At 72.2% G+C, this 18,233-nt stretch carries 18 protein-coding genes; 12 read left to right on the top strand and 6 right to left on the bottom strand.

The window, feature by feature from the left end; translation table 11 throughout:
• Nucleotides 1–17: 17 nt before the first annotated feature.
• Nucleotides 18–716 carry an HAD family hydrolase gene (locus IEY55_RS03395; protein ID WP_308424711.1) on the bottom strand — a complete coding sequence of 233 codons (699 nt, stop codon included), beginning with the start codon at nt 714–716 and terminating at the stop codon, nt 18–20.
• A 268-nt stretch (nt 717–984) separates the two neighbouring features.
• On the opposite strand from IEY55_RS03395, the gene IEY55_RS03390 reads away from it, so the two are divergent.
• From IEY55_RS03390 to IEY55_RS03380, 3 genes are all read left to right on the top strand, one after another.
• Nucleotides 985–1,953: a phosphotransferase gene (locus IEY55_RS03390; protein WP_229685947.1), complete on the top strand. Its 969-nt coding sequence runs from the start codon at nt 985–987 to the stop codon at nt 1,951–1,953.
• Nucleotides 1,954–1,992: 39 nt separating this feature from the next.
• The gene (locus IEY55_RS03385; RefSeq protein ID WP_189053744.1) at nt 1,993–2,262 is read left to right on the top strand and encodes a TFIIB-type zinc ribbon-containing protein; all 270 of its coding nucleotides are present in this window, start codon (nt 1,993–1,995) and stop codon (nt 2,260–2,262) included.
• Nucleotides 2,263–3,097: 835 nt separating this feature from the next.
• Nucleotides 3,098–3,445 carry a hypothetical protein gene (locus IEY55_RS03380; protein WP_189053742.1) on the top strand — a complete coding sequence of 116 codons (348 nt, stop codon included), beginning with the start codon at nt 3,098–3,100 and terminating at the stop codon, nt 3,443–3,445.
• Between the two features lie 489 nt (nt 3,446–3,934).
• On the opposite strand, the gene IEY55_RS03375 is transcribed toward IEY55_RS03380, so the two are convergent.
• The 3 genes from IEY55_RS03375 to IEY55_RS03365 all read right to left on the bottom strand — a co-directional run bounded on the left by IEY55_RS03375 (nt 3,935) and on the right by IEY55_RS03365 (nt 7,420).
• A complete protein-coding gene (locus IEY55_RS03375) occupies nt 3,935–5,452 on the bottom strand; it encodes an aldehyde dehydrogenase family protein (RefSeq protein ID WP_189053740.1) in 1,518 nt (505 codons plus the stop codon).
• 133 nt (nt 5,453–5,585) lie between these two features.
• Nucleotides 5,586–6,803, bottom strand: a complete 1,218-nt coding sequence (locus IEY55_RS03370; RefSeq protein ID WP_189053738.1) for a transcriptional regulator — start codon at nt 6,801–6,803, stop codon at nt 5,586–5,588.
• A gap of 206 nt (nt 6,804–7,009) precedes the next feature.
• A complete protein-coding gene (locus tag IEY55_RS03365; protein ID WP_189053736.1) occupies nt 7,010–7,420 on the bottom strand; it encodes a YjbQ family protein in 411 nt (136 codons plus the stop codon).
• A gap of 160 nt (nt 7,421–7,580) precedes the next feature.
• Here IEY55_RS03365 and IEY55_RS03360 point away from each other — a divergent pair, with 160 nt between their 5' ends.
• Together IEY55_RS03360 and IEY55_RS03355 are read left to right on the top strand one after the other, a co-directional pair.
• Nucleotides 7,581–8,609 carry an aminotransferase class V-fold PLP-dependent enzyme gene (locus tag IEY55_RS03360; RefSeq protein WP_189053734.1) on the top strand — a complete coding sequence of 343 codons (1,029 nt, stop codon included), beginning with the start codon at nt 7,581–7,583 and terminating at the stop codon, nt 8,607–8,609.
• Nucleotides 8,610–8,713: 104 nt separating this feature from the next.
• On the top strand, nt 8,714–9,457 hold the full coding sequence (locus tag IEY55_RS03355) for a hypothetical protein (protein WP_189053732.1): 744 nt from the start codon (nt 8,714–8,716) through the stop codon (nt 9,455–9,457).
• Between the two features lie 206 nt (nt 9,458–9,663).
• Here IEY55_RS03355 and IEY55_RS03350 read toward each other — a convergent pair whose 3' ends face one another.
• Together IEY55_RS03350 and IEY55_RS03345 are read right to left on the bottom strand one after the other, a co-directional pair.
• Nucleotides 9,664–10,137: a ferritin-like domain-containing protein gene (locus tag IEY55_RS03350; protein ID WP_229685945.1), complete on the bottom strand. Its 474-nt coding sequence runs from the start codon at nt 10,135–10,137 to the stop codon at nt 9,664–9,666.
• Nucleotides 10,134–10,628 (bottom strand): hypothetical protein, encoded by a 495-nt coding sequence (locus IEY55_RS03345; protein WP_229685943.1) that lies wholly within the window; start codon nt 10,626–10,628, stop codon nt 10,134–10,136. The genes IEY55_RS03350 and IEY55_RS03345 overlap by 4 nt, the downstream gene beginning before the upstream one ends.
• 198 nt (nt 10,629–10,826) lie before the next feature.
• Here IEY55_RS03345 and rimP point away from each other — a divergent pair, with 198 nt between their 5' ends.
• The 7 genes from rimP (at nt 10,827) to IEY55_RS03310 (ending at nt 17,945) form a co-directional block, all read left to right on the top strand.
• Nucleotides 10,827–11,411, top strand: a complete 585-nt coding sequence (rimP, locus tag IEY55_RS03340; RefSeq protein ID WP_189053730.1) for a ribosome maturation factor RimP — start codon at nt 10,827–10,829, stop codon at nt 11,409–11,411.
• A complete protein-coding gene (gene nusA / locus IEY55_RS03335) occupies nt 11,408–12,442 on the top strand; it encodes a transcription termination factor NusA (RefSeq protein WP_189053728.1) in 1,035 nt (344 codons plus the stop codon). The genes rimP and nusA overlap by 4 nt, the downstream gene beginning before the upstream one ends.
• Before the next feature lie 47 nt (nt 12,443–12,489).
• Nucleotides 12,490–12,825: a YlxR family protein gene (locus tag IEY55_RS03330; RefSeq protein ID WP_189053726.1), complete on the top strand. Its 336-nt coding sequence runs from the start codon at nt 12,490–12,492 to the stop codon at nt 12,823–12,825.
• Nucleotides 12,826–12,907: 82 nt separating this feature from the next.
• Nucleotides 12,908–15,883 carry a translation initiation factor IF-2 gene (gene infB / locus IEY55_RS03325; RefSeq protein ID WP_189053725.1) on the top strand — a complete coding sequence of 992 codons (2,976 nt, stop codon included), beginning with the start codon at nt 12,908–12,910 and terminating at the stop codon, nt 15,881–15,883.
• A gap of 91 nt (nt 15,884–15,974) precedes the next feature.
• Nucleotides 15,975–16,271 carry a DUF503 domain-containing protein gene (locus IEY55_RS03320; RefSeq protein WP_189053723.1) on the top strand — a complete coding sequence of 99 codons (297 nt, stop codon included), beginning with the start codon at nt 15,975–15,977 and terminating at the stop codon, nt 16,269–16,271.
• 60 nt (nt 16,272–16,331) lie between these two features.
• On the top strand, nt 16,332–16,769 hold the full coding sequence (gene rbfA / locus IEY55_RS03315; RefSeq protein WP_189053721.1) for a 30S ribosome-binding factor RbfA: 438 nt from the start codon (nt 16,332–16,334) through the stop codon (nt 16,767–16,769).
• A gap of 201 nt (nt 16,770–16,970) precedes the next feature.
• The gene (locus tag IEY55_RS03310; protein WP_189054258.1) at nt 16,971–17,945 is read left to right on the top strand and encodes a DHH family phosphoesterase; all 975 of its coding nucleotides are present in this window, start codon (nt 16,971–16,973) and stop codon (nt 17,943–17,945) included.
• Nucleotides 17,946–18,233: the final 288 nt, after the last annotated feature.

The raw sequence follows: 18,233 nt of genomic DNA, 5'->3' as shown, positions 1-18,233 counted from the left end.
AGGAATCTCCGCGGGATCTACGCCAGCACGGCGCGGACTACCGCGTTGGTGTCGGCGAGGTCGGGCAACACCGCGTGCGCACCGGCAGCACGGAGTTCCTCCACACTGCTGTGACCGCTCGCGACACCGATCGCCGTTGCCCCATGGGCGAGCGCCGCGTCCACGTCGTGCGGGGTGTCGCCGAGAACGACGACCGACTCCGGCGGGTAACCGTTGCCGTGCTTGCGCTGGGCACTGGCCACAGCGGCCGCGACCAGATCCGGCCGATGCACCGACAACGACCCATAGCCGCCGATCTCGAAGTCGATGTGCTGGTTCAGCTCGAATGCCGTGAGCTTGTAGTAGGCGAGCGCAGGCAGGTTCCCGGTCACCAGCGACTGCAGCACACCCGCCTGCTCGGCCAGGGCCGCCAACGCCGCGGCCGCGCCGGGGAGTGCGTGGCCGCCCTTGGGGAGGAGGTGCCACTGCTCGTCGGCGACGGCCGTCATCGCGGCGAACATCGCCTCGATCGTCTCGTCGGTCGCCTCCAACCCGTGCTGCTCGAGCAACTGGGTCGTGATGGCCCGTTCCGTCCGACCGGCGAACACCGGCAGGTGCACCAGCTCCACGCCGGCGACCTCGCGCAGCGCGTGCCCATACCAGTCCACGCCGATCCCCAGGGCGCTGACCAGGGTCAGGTCGATGTCCCACAGCACGAGCCGAGTCAGGTTGCGCACCGGGCCATCGTGGCACGGGATCCGCCAGCCGGGGGACCGGTGTGGTCCGGACCGCAGGGCAGACGTCGTGCGTCGTCACCCAGCGATCACTCCGGAGCCGGCATCTTCACACCGCCGTCGGTCATGGTCCAGCGATCCACCGCACGCGTGCCGAAGGACCCGGGAACCTCGACACCGCGCGGCCCGATCACCCCAAGGCTGCGCCGAACGAGGCTCTCCCTGGCGCACGCACTTCGTCGGCATGGGTGCGGGAGGGCACGATGCGGAGGTGTTGAGCGAAGCCAGGACCGACCACGCGCTCATCTCTGGTCTTGTTGGCCGTGCCCGTGACATCGCCGGTGTCGCGGGCAGGCAGTGGGACGTGCTCAACGATCGAACCGGTCTCGTGGTCCGGGTCGACGACGTCGTGGTCAAGGCACACCGGAACGGGACCGATGCCGCCATCCTGGCGGCCCGTCTCCGCATCGCGACCTACCTTGAAGCGCAACGGATCCTGCTCCAACCCGTGCGCTCCCGGGAAGGGAGGCTCCTGTTCGAGGTCGAAGACCGGCTGGTGACCATATGGCCGGCGGGCGAACCGGTGCGACCCGACGATGTCGATGCCGTGCCGTGGGAACATGCCGCGCACCTTCTCGCCCGACTGCACACCATCCCCACACGTGGTCGTGACGTCGCCGGGCCACTTCCACCGGCAGGGGCGCCGCACCGGGTGGCGCGCGGGGTCGCCGGTCTGGGCGACGGGAGCGCGTCAGCCGAGATCAGACGGGCGTTCGCCACCTTGCCCGCGTGGACCTACTCCGCTGGGGACACGCCGGCTGGGTCCGGATCGGTGGTCCATGGCGACTGGCATCTGGGGCAGCTGGTATGGCATGGCACAGCGCGGGAAACACCGGGCTGGCGGCTGATCGACGTCGACGACCTCGGCATCGGCGCGCCCGCCTGGGACCTGGCGCGCCCGGCCGCCTGGTTCGCGGCCGGACTGCTGCCACCGCGGGACTGGGGCCGCCTGCTCACCGCCTACCGGGCCGCCCGCGGTCCCGCGGTGCCCCCCGAAGGCGACCCCTGGCCAGCCCTGGACGCTCCGGCGCGGGCGTTCACGGTCCAGTCGGCGGCCGTCGCCGTGGCCCGGGCGCGGGAGGCGGGACGTCCCCTCGACGACGTGGCGATCGCCCTGGTGGACGCCTGTCGCCGGATAGCGAACGTCGCACTCCGACCATGCGGCTATGGTGATCAGTAGATATCCGACATCGAGGGTGACCGAGCGAGGGGCAAGCGTATGCAGTGTCCGAAGTGCCACAGCCTGATGCGGACCTACAACCGCAGCGGCGTACAGATCGAGCAGTGCGACAACTGTCGGGGAATCTTCCTCGACTACGGCGAGCTGGAGTCGCTGACGCAGCTCGAGGCGCAGTGGGCACAACAGGTGCCGCCCCCGCCGCCCGCCGCCCCGGGGTACCCGCCGCAGCAGCCGGCCTGGGGTTCGCATCCGCCGTACCACGGGCACCACAAGCGGCATGGCGTCTCCCGCCTCTTCTTCTCCTCCTAGGATCTCGCCCAATCGCCGCGGGCACGGAACTCCGTGCCCGCGGCGATTGGGTCTGGGTTGGTCAACCGCGCCGTCCGTCGGAGCCCCTGGCGCATCCAGGACCCGGGCACGACCGGGCTTTCGTCGCCGGGTTGCCGCCAGCCGGGGCGTCGTCGGTGCCCGCCCACAGTCGTGGCGGCCACCGCCTTCCCGGACCGGGTGATGTTCTTGACACGGACGGCCGTTGCGACGGGTCACCTCGGTTCTGTAGGTGTGGCATGGTTTCCGTCGATCGATCCAGGGACCGCAGCAAGGGATTTTCGGACAGCACCTCCGTTCTTCCGGCAAGCGGCCGTCCAGCGCCGTGCCGGTGCAATCGGTGCCCGCACCGAACCACTCCCGCGACGCCACCCGGTAGCTGGTGGACACGTCCCCCGAAGGGATGGAAAACCTGGGTGGTTCGTGGCTGTCGGGACCATGATCGACGTTGCCGGCTAATGACCGGTGGCCGGGCCGCGATTCGTTGTGCGAAAAGGAACATCGCTGACAGCGCCGTGGGAGCGCTGCCGTCCCCCACGCGACAGGTCGTGGTGGCGCGGGCGTGACGTGTGGGAGGGGGTGAGCCGGTGGTCGCGCCGAGCAGCCCGATGCCCACCTGTAACCAACCGTGCGGCGGCGATAACTTCCCTCGAACCCCGATGGTCGAGAACGCCCGGATGACGCCGATGAGCCCCGAACGAGTCGCCGTGTGGCCCGCACCCGCGGCCGCTGCCGCGCACCCCGCCGGCCGCGGACGGCTCGCCGCGGGCCCCCACCGGCACGGACACCGTGGCCCGGGGCGGCGGGACGGTGCGGGATGACGGGCCCGCTGGTGCCGTGGGTCTGGCTCGTCAACACCTACGACGAGCAGGCACACGGATACCCGATCGACGAGATCGGTGACCTCCGCCGGCCGCGCTACACCGCCGAGTGCGGCCTTCTTCTCGCGCCTTCCGCGGTCCTGCGGCCCGGGCTGCCCATTGGCGAGTGGGGTTGCCCGCTGTGTCTGGTGAAGGTGGGGATGCAGCTGCGCCCGCGGCCCCCGTGCTACGTCAATGACCTCGATCGTCCCGCGCCGACCGTGCCCCTGGACGAGTTCGCGCTGGCTAGTCTCGGGTGCGGCGAGCACGCCGGCCACCGTAACGGCCAGGCTGCAGACAGGTAATCACGCGACGGATGTCGCCGAGTGGGTCGTGCGCAGCAGTTCGGTACCGGCCAGCAGCGTTGCGGCGCCGGCAACCACGGTCACCGCCTGAGAGCCCAGGCACCCCGGAGTACCGGCACCGTGGTGTCGAACAGCTCGGCGGAGAAGGCGGTCTGCGCGCCCGTCAGCACGTCGTGGAACAGCGGGACCGACCCACCGCCAACAACACCAGCTCCGCTGCGCTCCGCGCCGTTGACTGGCGATGCTCACCCGCTCGTCACCCCGTGGTGTTCCACCGGCCACCCGCGAGAGCGGGCCCGAGCGCCCGACCACCGGTCAACGAATTCTTTCGCGTCCCAGCAACTGGAGAGTTCGCTTCTCATCGTCGGAGAAATGGGAGGGCGGACGCCTTCCCGGGTCCGCCGGACACACCCCCAGTAGGCGTGCCCGTGCGCCATCCGCGAAAGCGTCCGCCAAGCCGAAACCATCCGCCGAGCCGGCGGCGCCGAATCAGAACAGGCCGGTGGGTTTCCGGTCGTAGCTGACCAGGACGCTCTTGGTCTGCTGGTAGTGCCGCAACGTGTCCAGATGTGTCTCCCGGCCGAACCCGGACTGCTTGTAGCCACCGAACGCGGCATGCGCCGGATAGGCGTGATAGCAGTTCACCCATACCCGGCCCGCCTGAATCGCCCGCGCCATGCGGTATGCGGCGGTGCCGTCCCGGGTCCACACCCCGGCTCCCAAGCCGTACCGCGAGTCGTTGGCGATCCGCACCGCGTCGTCGACGTCGGAGAACGACGTCACCGACACCACGGGACCGAAGATCTCCTCCTGGAAAATTCGCATGTCATTGCGCCCGGCGAAGATTGTTGGCTCGACGTAGTAGCCGCCCTCGAGGCCGGGAACGCTGCGTTGTTCGCCACCGGTCAGCAGATCCGCGCCCTCACCGCGGCCGATCTCCAGGTAGGACAGGATCTTCTGCAGTTGCTCGGCGCTGGCCTGCGCGCCCACCATCGTCGCGGGATCGAGCGGATCGCCGAGCACCAAGGACCGGGTGCGTTCGAGGGCGCGGTCCAGAAACTCGTCCCAGATCGACTCGTGCACCAACGCGCGTGACGGACACGTGCACACCTCGCCCTGGTTCAGGGCGAACATGACGAATCCCTCGACCGCCTTGTCCGCGAACTCGTCGTCGTCGGCAAACACGTCGGGCAGGAAGACATTGGGACTCTTGCCACCGAGCTCCAACGTCACCGGGACCACGTTCTCCGCGGCATAGCGCATGATCTCCTGACCGGTTCCGGTCTCGCCGGTGAACGCGATCTTGGCGATCCTGGGGTGCAGCGCCAGCGGGCGGCCGGTCTCCGGACCGAGCCCGTTGACCACGTTCACCACGCCGTCCGGGAGGAGATCCGCGATCAGCTCGATGAACAACAGCACGCTCGCCGGGGTCTGCTCGGCCGGCTTGAGCACCGCACAGTTGCCGGCCGCCAGCGCCGGCGCAAGCTTCCAAGCCGCCAGCAGCAGCGGGAAGTTCCACGGGATGATCTGCGCCACCACGCCGATCGGTTCGTGGAAGTGGTAGGCGACCGTGTCGGGATCGAGCTGGCTGAGCGAGCCCTCCTGCGCCCGCAGCACGCTCGCGAAGTAACGGAAGTGGTCGACCGCCAACGGTAGGTCGGCGCTCAGCGCCTCCCGGATCGGCTTGCCGTTCTCCCAACTTTCCGCGACCGCCAACCGCTCCATGTCGGACTCCAGGCGGTCGGCGATCCGCAGCAACAGCCGGGCCCGCTCCACCGGGCTGGTCGACGACCACACCGGAAGCGCGTCGTGCGCCGCGGTCACCGCCAGCTCGACGTCGGCCAGCGACGAACGGGGCACGCGCGTGAAGACCCGGCCGTCCACCGGACTGACGTCGTCGAGGTACCGACCCTCGACCGGCGGCACCCACTTCCCGCCGACGAAGTTCTCGTACTGGGGACGGAACCGGACGGGACAGCCGGGTTGCCCCGGATGGGCGTAGACCATTGCCGTTCCTCCAAAGCCCGGGGTCGGGGCGGTGGAGGCTGTCAGCCATCCGGTTGGTGCCGGGTTGGCCACCGACCGGATGGCCGGAAACGGTTAGGCCGTCCGCGAGGGCGCCGTTCGCCCGCAGCCGCAGCTAGTACACGGTGAGCGCGCGCAACCGGGCGGCCAGCAGGGCCCGCCGGCTGTCCTCCGGACGCAGCCGGGACAACGCCGCGCGCAGCACCGTGATGTCCGCCGGATGATGGTCCGACCAGGTGAGCACGGCATCCGGATCCGGGTTGCCGGCCAACCCCTCGCGCACCGCCGCGGCCAGGTACCGCGACCAGTCCAGCAGCTCCGGCGACTCGGTCCCGGGCAGCAACTCGCCGCGGTAGTCCCCGGCGGCCGCCCGCACGTCCCCGCGCCGCACGGCCTGCAGGACCTCCAGCGCGTCACACCGCACCGGACCCAGCAGCCGGTACGGCCGGGACGCGATCCGGCCACCCAACTGACGCCGCAGGTGCGAGATCTCCGCCTTCAGCGTTCCGCGGCTGACCGGCTCGTCGCCGTAGAGATGTGCGTGCAGCTCTCCGCCGTCCAACCCGTCCGGGTAGAGCGCGAGCAACGCCACGATCTCCATCTGCCGGGGCGAGACCGCCACCCGCCGGGCGCCCATCCGCAGCTCCGGCCGGCCCAGCAGGCGTACCTCCATCACCTCTTCGAGCGCACGCAACGCGGGCGGCGGCACCGCGTTGGAGGCGAGCACGTCCCGGAACAGCCGGGCCAGCGCGTTGGTCGTGGGCAGCCCCAGCGGTTGGGCCTTGGTCCAGGCGGTCGTCAGGTCGATCACGCCCAGCCGCTCGCCGGTCAGCGGGTCGTCGATCGGCGTGGCGTAGCAGACGAAGTCCTGCACCGCGGTGTTGAAGTGCTCGCAAGACCACACCATCGATGGCGCGCCGGTGCGTTGGGCCAGCGCGATCCCGTTGGTGCCGATGCTGGCCTCGTCCCAGCGCCCGCCGGGCACGAAGTTGACCTCCTCGGCCCGCCGCCGTACGACCGGACTGCTCGCCGTCCACAGCAGGCGGGAGTGGGCGTCGGCCACCGCCACGACGACCTCACCCTGGTCGCCCACCTGGCTCAGCTCGTTCTCCAGCACCCGCACCGCATGGCCGAGCCGACCCTCGCGCCACTCCTCGTCCAGGTCGTCGGCGGGCGCGGCGTCCCGGCCCAGGACGCCCAGCTCAAGCGAACGCCGCCAGCTCTGTGCGACCTCGGGACGTAGTCCGTCCTCGTCGGTGCCCTCCGAGGACAGGAACCGTTCCCACCGCCGGGTCAGCGCTTGCCGCTGCGTTCGCATGCTGCTCGGTGCCATGGCACTCCGTCACCACATCCCCATGGGTTCGGGGCACGTCCGGCGGGCGGCGCCCGAAGCCGGGACGCCGGTGCGCCAGCCGCACCCAAGGGTTCGAGGTCACCGAGGGTATTGGGTCGGACACGGCGCAGGGAAGTCGAGGTTGGTACGGAGCCTTGGCGTGTCCCCCGCATCCACCCGGCCGGGTGGGTCTTCCAACGCCCGGCTTAACCCCGCAGGAAACTCAGCCGCACGGTGCGCACGGCATTGTCGATGTTGGTGTCCACCAGGCACACGGACTGCCAGGTACCCAGGGCCATCCGGCCGCCGAGCACCGGAACGGAGGCGTAGGGCGGCAGGAACGCCGGAAGCACGTGGTCCCGGCCGTGCCCGGGTGAGCCGTGCCGGTGCCGCCACCGGCCGTCCCGGGGGAGCAGATCACCCAACGCGGTGAGCAGGTCGTCGTCGCTGCCGGCGCCGGTCTCGATGATGGCGAGGCCGGCGGTGGCGTGCGGGACCCACGCGTGCAGCAGTCCGTCGGCGTCCCCGACGCCGGCGAGGAACCGCTCGCACTCCGCCGTCAGGTCGTAGACGACCTCGACCGATCCGGTCCGGATCTCGATGATCTCGGTCAGCACCCGTCCACGGTACGTCTCACGGTCCGTCCCCCGCAGGGCTCCGGGTCACCCGGCAAGAGGGTGAACATCTCTCACTTCCGTGGTCGCCCATTCGAGGGGAATCCGGGTGGTCGGGGAAACCGCGCGCGCCCCGCGACGCGATCGGGTTAGCGTCACCGCCGTGCGGCACGCCTTCGGAGAGTCCTTCGACCTCGAACCCGGTTACCTCAACACCGCCGCCATGGGTGTCCCGCCCCGACGGGCGGCCGCGGTCATGGCGGAGGAGGTGACCCGCTGGGCCCGGGGGCGGTGCCAGCCGACGGACTACGACCGGGACGTGGCGACCGCCAGGGCCGCGTTCGGCCGGCTGGTCGGGGTCGGGGCCGACCGGGTCGTGCTCGGTGCCTCCGTTTCCCAGCTCGTCGGCCTGATCGCGGCCAACCTCCCGGTCGGTGCCCGCGTGCTCGTCGCACGGAACGACTTCCCGAGCGTGCGCTTCCCGTTCCTGGCCCGGCGCCCGGACGTCATCGTCGACGAGGTGGAACTGGACCACGTGCCCGACGAGGTGGCCGGGCACGACCTGGTCGCGGTCAGCGTCGTCCAGTTCGGCGACGGTCGGATCGTTGACCTCGAGGCGCTCCGCTCCGCGGCGGAGGCATCCGGTGCGCGGGTGTTGCTGGACGCGACGCAGGCACTCGGCTGGCTGCCGCTCCGACTCGACTGGGCGGACCACGTGGTGGGTGCGGGATACAAGTGGTTGCTCGCCCCGCGCGGCCCGGCCTGGCTGACGGTCCATCCCGACCGCTGGGCGGAGTTGGTGCCATACGCCGCGAACTGGTACGCGGCCGAGGACCCCTGGCAGGGCGTGACGGGTGGGTCGCTCCAGCTGGCCGGGGACGCGCGGCGGTTCGACCTCTCCCCGGTCTGGATGGCCCACCGGGGCGCGGCCATGACCCTGCCCTGGCTCGCCGGCCTGGACCTCTCGGCAGTGCACCGGCACTGCGTCGGGCTCGCCAACGGTTTCCGGGCCGCGCTCGACCTGCCCCCGGCGGACTCCGCGATCACCACCCTGGATCGTCCGGACGCGGCAGAGCGGCTGGCGGCGCACGGGGTGGTCGCCAGCGTCCGCAACGGCCGGACCCGGCTGGCCTTCCACCTCTACAACACCGAGGAGGACGTCGCGCTCGCGTTGGCCGCCCTACGACGGTGACCAGCGGCTCGACTGGATCAGGGCCCGGAGCGGCCGGTCGGCGCGGCACCGGTTGTTTTCACGCCATTACGTGACAGGACCACCACCCTTTACGGTGGGATCCCGTGTCGGACCCCGAGCACCACGTGGAACAGCCAGCCGAATGCACGACGGAGCTACCGAAGTTCCCACCCCGACCGACGGACACCGCGCAGATGCCGGTGCTGTTGATCCGGGAGGAGCCGCCGGTACCCGTGTCGCCCGAACCCGTACCGGAGATGCTGGAGAAGGACCGCCTGCTCCGGCTGGGGACCCGCGTCGTCGGGCTGATCGCGGCAGTGGCGCTTTGCGGAACCGCGTGGGCCCTGCTCACGCGGGGCAATACCGAGGAGGGCACACCGGTTCCCGCGCCGGGCGCGGAGGCGCAGGGCAGGTACCAGTTCACCGAGCACCACATCCAGCGCACCCCGCACTGCGAGGCCCACGCCTACGACGACACCAAGGTGTTCCTGTCCAGGCACCGGTGCGAGGAGGTGGTGCAGCAATTGCTGACCACCCATACCGCCGACGGAAGCCGAGTCGTCGTGGCGGTTTCTGTGGTACGCATGCCCACCGCCAGCGATGCGGAAGCCCTGAAGAAGCTCACGGATACCGACGGCACGGGCAATGTCAACGACCTGTTGCGTGAGGGCAGACGGGTGCCCAGCGGGCCGTCCAGCCTGATCGATGCCGGCTACGCCGCAGCCCTGGACGGCCGTGCGGTGGTCATCGCCGAGGCCGACTTCTTCGACCCCGAGCGCAGCGACGACACGCTTCTTCGCGAGATTGCCGTGGACGCGCTTCGCGCCGGACACCCGTACACGAGTTGACCGGCACAGCGTGATGGACCGCAGCGGCGACAGGTGCGCCGGCGTGAAAGGGGCACTCGCGGTCCGGCATCCCGGTCGCGTTATGCCGCTCACGACACGCTGATTCCAAGGTGGGACCGCGGGCCCCAGCGAGCCGCGGACGTGACGACGGAGTCTCCGGTCACGTGTTTCGCCGGCCCCACCGGAGCGGCTGGCCCGCGGGCGTGTCAGCCGCTCTGGCCAGGGAACGCCACAGTGTGTGGCACCTGCCCGGAAACCACCCGCCACCGGGTCGCGAGAACCGCGGCCGAGGTGAGCGCTTCCACGGCAAACCGGCGCAGGTCCGGGTCGTCGCTGTGCTCCAGCACCGCACGCCAGGCCGCCGCCGCATCCGACTCCGCGATGACCAGCAGGGCCGCGGCCGAGGCGGCGTCGGTGACCGGCTTCGGGACCCGGTAGGCCGGTTGTGGCGGCACCGGCGTGGCCCCGGAGTCCCGCAGCATCTGCTCGGTGGAGTTCCGGACGGAGCGGTGCGCGTCCATACCCTCGCCGACCAGGCCCTTCCCGTTCGACACGAAGGCGCTGGCGACGCCGTAGCTCCACTCCGCGGCGTGCTCCACGGCGAGCGCGCGCTGCACCGCCTCGACGGCGTCGGCGTTCACCCGGGCGTTCGACGGCTCCGGCGTGGTCGAACTCCTCACGCCAGCACCTCCCGCAGGCTTGCGCAGCTCGCCGCCACCGAGCCCACCAGGCCCGCGCGGTACCGCGGTACCGCCACCACCACGTCCTTCGCCTCCTTCTCGGCCGCCCGCAACGCCTCCACCAAGCCCGTCTCGGCCGCCGTCGGGCTGGCCGGCGCGCCGGGTGCGGCGCTGGCCGTCCCGGACGGTGCCGGCGCGCCCTCCGGCTGGACGCGCCGCACCTCCCGCTCCAGCGCCTCGGCGTGGGCGGTGCGGTCGGCGGCGACCACCCCGGCGGCCGCGGCGAGGTCCGGGTGGGTGTTGGCGACGGCCCGCGCCAGGTCGGCGTCGGCCCGCGCCCTGGTGGCCAACGCCACCAGCGGGTCGGGTCCGGCCGACTCCGACGCTGACGTGCACGCCGCCGCCAGCGGGGCCGCGGCAGCGAGCCCCGCGGTCAGCGCGAGGAACCGTCGTCGGGACAGTGGACCGGGCCGGGAGGCTTCCAACGTCACGTTGCGTCATCCTGCCAGGCGATCGGACCGGGCCACGCGGACGACGCGTGATCGCCGCTGCCCGGGACGGCCTAGTGACGCGCTACGCTGGGCGACCGCGACCGGCGACGTGCAGCACCGGCCGCCCGTCGTCGTGGGACCGCTCCGCCGGGCCCGCGGCGAGTGCCCACTGCACACAGCACAACAGGGAGTGGCAACGTGTCCAGCCCGCCGCGCGGACAACGACCGCGCGCCGCGCGAGATCAGCTCACCGCGCAGCTCGAACCGGTCGTAGCCGAGGCCGTGGCGGCCCTCGGGTTCGACCTTGAGCTACTCGACGTCGCCACGGCCGGTCGGCGCCGGGTGGTGCGGGTGGTGGTCGACTCCGACGACGGCGTCGGCCTCGACGAGATCGCCGCGGCCAGCCGCGCGGTCTCCGCGGCGCTGGACGCCCGCGACGACGTGCTGGCCGGGCCCTACACCCTGGAGGTCACCTCGCCCGGGGTGGACCGCCCGCTCACCCGCCCCCGGCACTGGCGGCGGGCCCGGCTGCGGCTCGTCCGGGCGCGCCTGGCCGACGGCGGTGAGCTGCTCGGCCGGGTCGGTGACACCGATGCCGACGGGGTGACGTTGCTCGTCGACGGGCAACTGCGCCGCCTCGAGTACGAGGATGTGGCCAAGGCGGTGGTCGAGGTCGAGTTCCGGCAGCCGCCCGCGGCCGAGCTGGCGTTGTTGGAGCATGGAGGTGCCGGCGGCTCGACCGAGCCGGACGGGACGACGGGGGACGAGGAGGAGTCGAGGTGAACGTCGACATCGCGGCGCTCCGTGCGATCGAGCGGGACAAGGACATCCCCTTCGAGACCGTCCTGGAGGCGATCGAGACCGCGCTGCTGACCGCCTACAAGCACACCGAGGGCCACCAGCCGCATGCGCGGGTGGAGATCGACCGCAAGACCGGTGTGGTCCGGGTGCTGGCCCAGGAGCTGGGCCCGGACGGCACGGTGGAGCGGGAGTGGGACGACACCCCGGAGGGCTTCGGCCGCATCGCCGCCACCACCGCGCGGCAGGTCATCCTGCAGCGGCTGCGCGACGCCGAGCATGAGCGGACCTTCGGCGAGTTCTCCGCCAAGGAGGGCGAGATCCTCGCCGGCGTGGTGCAGCGCGACGCCCGGGCCAACTCCCGGGGCATGGTCGTGGTGCAGGTCGGGGACACCGAAGGGGTCATCCCGCCGGCCGAGCAGGTGCCGGGGGAGAGCTACGAGCACGGTGCCCGGCTCAAGTGCTACGTGGTCGGGGTGTCGCGCACGGTGCGCGGCCCGCAGATCACGCTGTCGCGCACCCACCCCAACCTGGTGCGCAAGCTGTTCGCGCTGGAGGTCCCGGAGATCGCCGACGGCACCGTGGAGATCCCCGCGGTGGCCCGGGAGGCCGGCCACCGGTCGAAGATCGCGGTGCGGTCCACGGTCCCCGGGGTCAACGCCAAGGGCGCGTGCATCGGCCCGATGGGCGCCCGGGTGCGCAACGTCATGAGTGAGCTGCGCGGCGAGAAGATCGATATCATCGACTACTCGGACGATCCGGCCACGTTTGTCGGGAATGCGCTGTCCCCGGCGAAGGTTGTGTCCGTCCGGGTGCTGGACGAGCGGGCCAAGACCGCCCGGGTGGTGGTCCCCGACTTCCAGCTCTCGCTGGCGATCGGCAAGGAGGGACAGAACGCCCGCCTGGCCGCCCGCCTGACCGGCTGGCGGATCGACATCCGCAGCGACGCCGACCCCAACGTTCCGGGTGCGGGCGCGGCGCCGACGGGTGCCCCGACCGCCGGTTCGGTCGAGTGAACGTCAAGCGCTAGACTCGGAGTGGTTCGCGCCTGGGAGCTCAATCCATGCACACCGGTCCGGTACGGACGTGCGTCGGTTGCCGCCTCCGGGCGGGAGCCGCTGAGCTGCTGCGCGTGGTGGTCGTGGACGGGGCACTCGTTCCCGACCCGAGGCGCCGGCTGCCGGGACGGGGGGCGTGGTTGCACCCCGACCCGGACTGCCTGCGCCTCGCCGAGCGGCGCCGGGCGTTCCCGCGCGCATTGCGCGTGTCGGGTCCGCTGGACGTCACCTCGGTCCGCGTCCATCTCGAGCAGCACGCTCGACCCCAGACCGGTACGGGAGCGCCCCGTGCCGGCACGGCAGAACAGGAAGCAGGTCGACCCGTCATGAGCCAGCCGTGAAGCTGAAGCCATGAACGCGCTTCGACGGTAGGTGCGAGGTCGAGCGGGACTAGCCGCCCGGCCTCCCCAGATGAGGAGAGCAGTGGCAGGCAAGGCCCGCGTGCACGAGCTCGCGAAGGAGCTCGGAGTCACCAGCAAGGAAGTTCTCAACAAGCTCAAGGAGCTGGGCGAGTTCGTCAAGTCCGCGTCCTCCACGGTGGAGGCGCCGGTCGCTCGCCGGCTCCGGGACGCGTTCCCCAAGGCCGGCGAGGCCGCCAAGGCCAAGGGCGAGGGTCGGCCGCGCCCGGCCGCGCCCAAGCCGGGCCCGAAGCCGGCGCCCGCGGCCAAGGCCGAGCCGGGCGTCGCACCGGCCAAGCCCGCGCCGGCGGCCGGTGGCCCGGCGGCGGTGCCGGGCGCCGTGCCGGGGCCCAAGCCCGGCCCGAAGCCGGGACCCAAGCCCGCACCGGCGGCGCCGCCCGCTGCGGAGAAGCCCGCTGCGGCCGCCGCCGAGCAGCCGGCGGCCCCGGCACCGCAGCAGCCGGCCAAGACGCCCAAGCCGGCCAAGCCGGCCGCGGCCAAGCCCGCGTCCAAACCGGGACCGCAGGCCCCCAAGCCGGGTCCGGGCGTGGTCCCGCCGCGCCCGCAGGCGCCCAAGCCGGGCCCGCGCGCGCCGCGCCCCGGCAACAACCCGTTCGGCGTCGGTGCCGGCGCACCGAGCCCGCGGCCGAGCGGGCCGCGGCCCGGCCCGCAGGGCGGGCGCCCCGGTGCGCCCGGCGGTGGTGGCGGTCGTCCGGGTGAGGGCCGGCCGGGTCCCGGTGGCCCGCGCCCTGGTCCCGGTGGACAGCGGCCCGGTCCCGGTGGGCAGCGGCCCAGCCCGGGCAACATGCCCCCGCGCCCGAACCCCGGCATGATGCCGTCCCGGCCGGCCCGTCCGGCCGGCGGAGGCGGCCCGGGTGGTCGCGGCGGCCGACCGGGCGGCGGTGGCCGTCCCGGCGGCGGTGGCGGCGGCTTCCGGGGTGGACCCGGTGGCGGCGGTGGCGGCGGTTTCCGCGGCGGTGGCGGACCCGGCGGCGGGTTCCGGCCCGGTGGCGGTGCTCCCGCCGGCGGTGGCGGTGGGTTCCGCGGCCGTGGTGGCCCGGGTGGTCGCGGCGGTGCCGCGGGTGCCTTCGGTCGCCCGGGTGGCCCGGCGCGTCGTGGCCGCAAGTCCAAGCGGCAGAAGCGGCAGGAGTTCGACAACATGCAGGCGCCGTCGATCGGCGGCGTGCGCCTGCCCAAGGGCAACGGCGAGACGATCCGGCTGCCCCGGGGTGCCTCGCTGACCGACTTCGCCGAGAAGATCAACGCCAACCCGGCCTCGCTGGTGCAGGCGTTGTTCCACCTCGGCGAGATGGTCACCGCCACCCAGTCGGTCTCCGACACCGTGCTGGAGCTGCTGGGCCAGGAGATGAACTACCAGGTCCAGGTGGTCAGCCCGGAGGATGAGGACCGCGAGCTGCTGGAGTCGTTCGACATCAGCTACGGCGAGAACGAGGGTGACGAGGGCGACCTGCGGCCGCGGCCCCCGGTGGTCACCGTCATGGGCCACGTCGACCACGGCAAGACCCGGTTGCTGGACACGATCCGGAAGGCGAACGTGCGCGAGCGCGAGGCCGGCGGGATCACCCAGCACATCGGCGCCTACCAGGTCGGCACCGAGCTGGACGGCGACGAGCGGCTGATCACCTTCATCGACACCCCGGGCCACGAGGCGTTCACCGCCATGCGTGCCCGTGGTGCGAAGTCGACCGACATCGCGGTGCTGGTCGTCGCGGCCGACGATGGCGTGATGCCGCAGACGGTCGAGGCGATCAACCACTCCCAGGCGGCCGACGTGCCGATCGTGGTCGCGGTGAACAAGATCGACGTCGAGGGTGCCAACCCGGCCAAGATCCGGCAGCAGCTGACCGAGTACGGCCTGGTCGCCGAGGAGTACGGCGGCGACACCATGTTCGTCGACATCTCCGCCAAACAGGGCACCAACATCGATGGCCTGCTGGAGGCGATCCTGCTCACCGCGGACGCCGCGCTCGACCTGCGGGCCAACCCGAACATGGCGGCCCAGGGCGTGGCGATCGAGGCACACCTGGACCGTGGTCGGGGCCCGGTGGCGACCGTGCTGGTGCAGCGCGGCACGCTGCGGGTCGGCGACTCCATCGTCGCCGGCGACGCCTACGGCCGGGTGCGGCGGATGCTCGACGAGCACGGCAAGGACGTCACGGAGGCGACGCCGGCGCGTCCGGTGCAGGTGATCGGCTTCACCTCGGTGCCGGGTGCCGGTGACAACTTCCTGGTCGTCGAGGAGGACCGGGTCGCCCGGCAGATCGCCGAGCGGCGGCAGGCCCGCGAGCGCGCGGCGGAGAACGCGCGGCGGGCGGCCCGCAAGCGGATCAGCCTGGAGGACCTGGACACCGCGCTCAAGCAGACCAGCGAGCTCAACCTGATCATCAAGGGTGACAACTCGGGTACCGTCGAGGCCCTCGAGGACGCCCTGATGAAGCTCGAGGTAGGCGACGAGGTCGCGCTGCGGGTCATCCACCGCGGCGTCGGTGGCATCACCGAGGGCGACGTCAACCTGGCGACCGCCTCGGACGCCGTCGTGCTGGGCTTCAACGTCCGGGCCGAGGGCAAGGCCACCGAGCTGGCCAACCGCGAGGGCGTGGAGATCCGTTTCTACACCGTCATCTACCAGGCGATCGAGGAGATCGAGAAGGCCCTCAAGGGCATGCTCAAGCCGGAGTACGAGGAGGTCGAGCTGGGCCGCGCCGAGGTGCGCGAGGTCTTCAAGTCCTCCAAGTTCGGCACGATCGCCGGCTGTCTGGTGAAGTCCGGTGAGATCAGGCGGAACGCCAAGGCCCGGCTGCTGCGGGACAACGTGGTGATCTCCGAGAACCTGCCGATCTCCTCGCTGCGGCGGTTCAAGGACGACGTGGTCGAGGTCCGCGAGGGTTTCGAGTGCGGTCTCACGCTCGGTTCGTACAACGACATCAAGGTCGATGACGTGATCGAGACCTACGAGATGCGCGAGAAGCCGCGCGGCTGACAATGGAGGTTTCGGGGCGGGCCCGCACGGGCCCGCCCCGAAGCGTCCTTCGAGGGGGTTCCCGGGCGCCCCGCGCGAGCCCGGACACGACGTGTACGTGGGTGTGGTGGAGCTGGACGTGCTGCTCGGTGACGTCCACTCGTTGAAGCAGAAGCGCTCGGTGGTGCGACCGGTGGTCGCCGAGCTGCGGCGCCGGTTCGAGGTGGCGGTGGCCGAGGCCGGTCACCAGCACCTGCACCGGCGCGCGCTGATCGGGGTGGCCGTGGTGGCCGCCGACGCGGGGCACGCGCGCAGGGTGCTGGACGCCTGCGAGCGGCTGGTGGCCGGCCGCCCGGAGCTGGAGTTGCTCTCGGCGCGCCACCGCATGATGGGACCCGAGGACGACTGAGTGGGGTGCCCGCCGCGCCCGGTGCGGGCACCCGCAGGACCTGAGAGAGGGAGGAGCGCCGTGGCCGACCCGGCCCGCGCCCGCAGACTGGCCAAACGGATCGCGCAGATCGTCGCCTCCGGCCTGGAGCACGAGGTCAAGGACCCGCGCCTGGCCATGGTGACGATCACCGACGCCAAGGTGACGGCGGACCTGCGGGACGCCACCGTCTACTACACCGTGCTCGGCGACGAGGCCGACCGGGCCGCGTCCCGCGCCGCCCTGGAGAGCGCCAAGGGGGTGTTGCGCTCGATGGTGGGGCAGCAGACCGGGGTGCGGTTCACCCCGACCCTGGCGTTCGTGGCCGACACCGTGCCCGACGACGCCCGGCGCATCGATGAGCTGCTCGCCCGGGCCAGGGAGGCTGACGCCGAGGTGGCCCGGCTGGCCGCCGGCGCCGCCCCGGCCGGGGACTCCGACCCGTACCGCGCGCCGCGCGAGGACGAGGACGCCGAGTGACGACAGGGGACACCGCGTGAGCCGATCCGCCCCGGTCGGGGTGCGTTCCACCCGAACGGGTAGACCGGCATCGCATCGGTGGGTGAAGCTTGATGGAGGTGCGGGTCGCCGCAGGGGCGCCGCGTGGGCACGGAGGTGAGCGAGCTGGGCGGTAACGCCAGTGGCGCGCGGACGGTGGACACCGGTGCGCCAGCGGCCGACCTGGGCGCGGCGGCCCGGCTGCTCGCCGGCGCCCCCGACGTGACGTTGCTGGCGCACGTCAACCCCGACGCGGACGCGTTGGGTAGTGCGCTGGCGGTGGGGCTGGCCCTACACCGGCGGGGTGCGGTGGTCCGGGTGTCGTTCGGCGAGCCCGAGGAGGTCCCGGAGTCGTTGCGCGACCTGGACACCGCCGGCCTGCTGGTGCCGCCGGAGAAGGTGCCCGCGGCGCCGCCGCTGCTGGTGGTGATGGACACCGGGAGCCTGCAGCGGCTGGGCCAGCTCGGCGACCGGGTGGCGGCCACCATCGCCGCCGGTGGGCAGGTGCTGGTGGTGGACCACCACACGTCCAACACCCGGTTCGGCACGCACCACCTGATCGACGAGCACGCCGAGGCCACCGCGGTGCTGGCGGCCCAGCTGATCGACGCGTTGCGCGCGCCGCTGGACGAGCCGGTGGCCCGGTGCCTGTATGCCGGACTGGTGACCGACACCCGGTCCTTCCGCAACGCGAGCCCGAGCACTCACCTGCTCGCGGCGCGGCTGCTGTCGGCCGGGGTCGACGCCGAGGCCACCACGCGGCCACTGCTGGACACCCACCCGTTCGCCTGGTTGTCGATGCTGTCGAAGGTGCTCGGCGGTGCCCGGCTGGAGCCGGAGGCGGCGCAGGGACTCGGCCTGGTGCACGCGGTGGTGCGGTTGTCCGACGCCGACGGGATGCGCAGCGAGGAGGTCGACAGCGTCATCGACGTCGTGCGTACGACCGCGGAGGCCGAGGTCACCGCGGTGCTGAAGGAGACCGCGCCGGACACCTGGTCGGTCTCGCTGCGTGCGGCCAGCCGCATTGACGTGGGTAAGGCCGCCGCCGCGCTCGGGGGCGGCGGACACCGCCTCGCCTCGGGGTTCATCGCCACCGGCCGGGCCGAGGACGTCCTCACCGCCCTACGGGCCGCCCTCGACAAAGCTCCCGTCCTGTAACCCTTCCGAATCGTCGACATCGCTGGACTGGTGCGTGGCGTACGCGGTGAGCGTGCGCCCGTGATCTCCCAGCAGGGACAGGACGCCCAGGGCGTGCCGCCCTCGGGTCTTACCGTCTGGCGCATACCACCCGGCCCCTCGGGGGCCGGGTCTTTTCAGTCGTCTCCCAGCCTGTCGTTCGCCATCGCGCGTATCCGGTCCGGATCTCGGAGCGGCACCGCCCATGGCGGGCGGGGCGACCGCTGCAGCTGTCGACAGGGATGTTGGTCACACCCTGGGCGGCTGGGC

The organism is Longimycelium tulufanense (genome assembly GCF_014645795.1).
Lineage (GTDB): Bacteria > Actinomycetota > Actinomycetes > Mycobacteriales > Pseudonocardiaceae > Longimycelium > Longimycelium tulufanense.
Note: the sequence above shows the minus strand (reverse complement) of the source record. Positions and strands in the feature narration are given on the sequence as shown.

What these genes read in the sequence shown, in the direction of transcription:
- IEY55_RS03385 (WP_189053744.1), top strand. Translation starts at nt 1,993, where the DNA reads ATGCAGTGTCCGAAGTGCCACAGCCTGATGCGGACCTACAACCGCAGC.
- IEY55_RS03380 (WP_189053742.1), top strand. Translation starts at nt 3,098, where the DNA reads ATGACGGGCCCGCTGGTGCCGTGGGTCTGGCTCGTCAACACCTACGAC.
- IEY55_RS03375 (WP_189053740.1), bottom strand. Translation starts at nt 5,452, where the DNA reads ATGGTCTACGCCCATCCGGGGCAACCCGGCTGTCCCGTCCGGTTCCGT.
- IEY55_RS03370 (WP_189053738.1), bottom strand. Translation starts at nt 6,803, where the DNA reads ATGGCACCGAGCAGCATGCGAACGCAGCGGCAAGCGCTGACCCGGCGG.
- IEY55_RS03330 (WP_189053726.1), top strand. Translation starts at nt 12,490, where the DNA reads ATGCACACCGGTCCGGTACGGACGTGCGTCGGTTGCCGCCTCCGGGCG.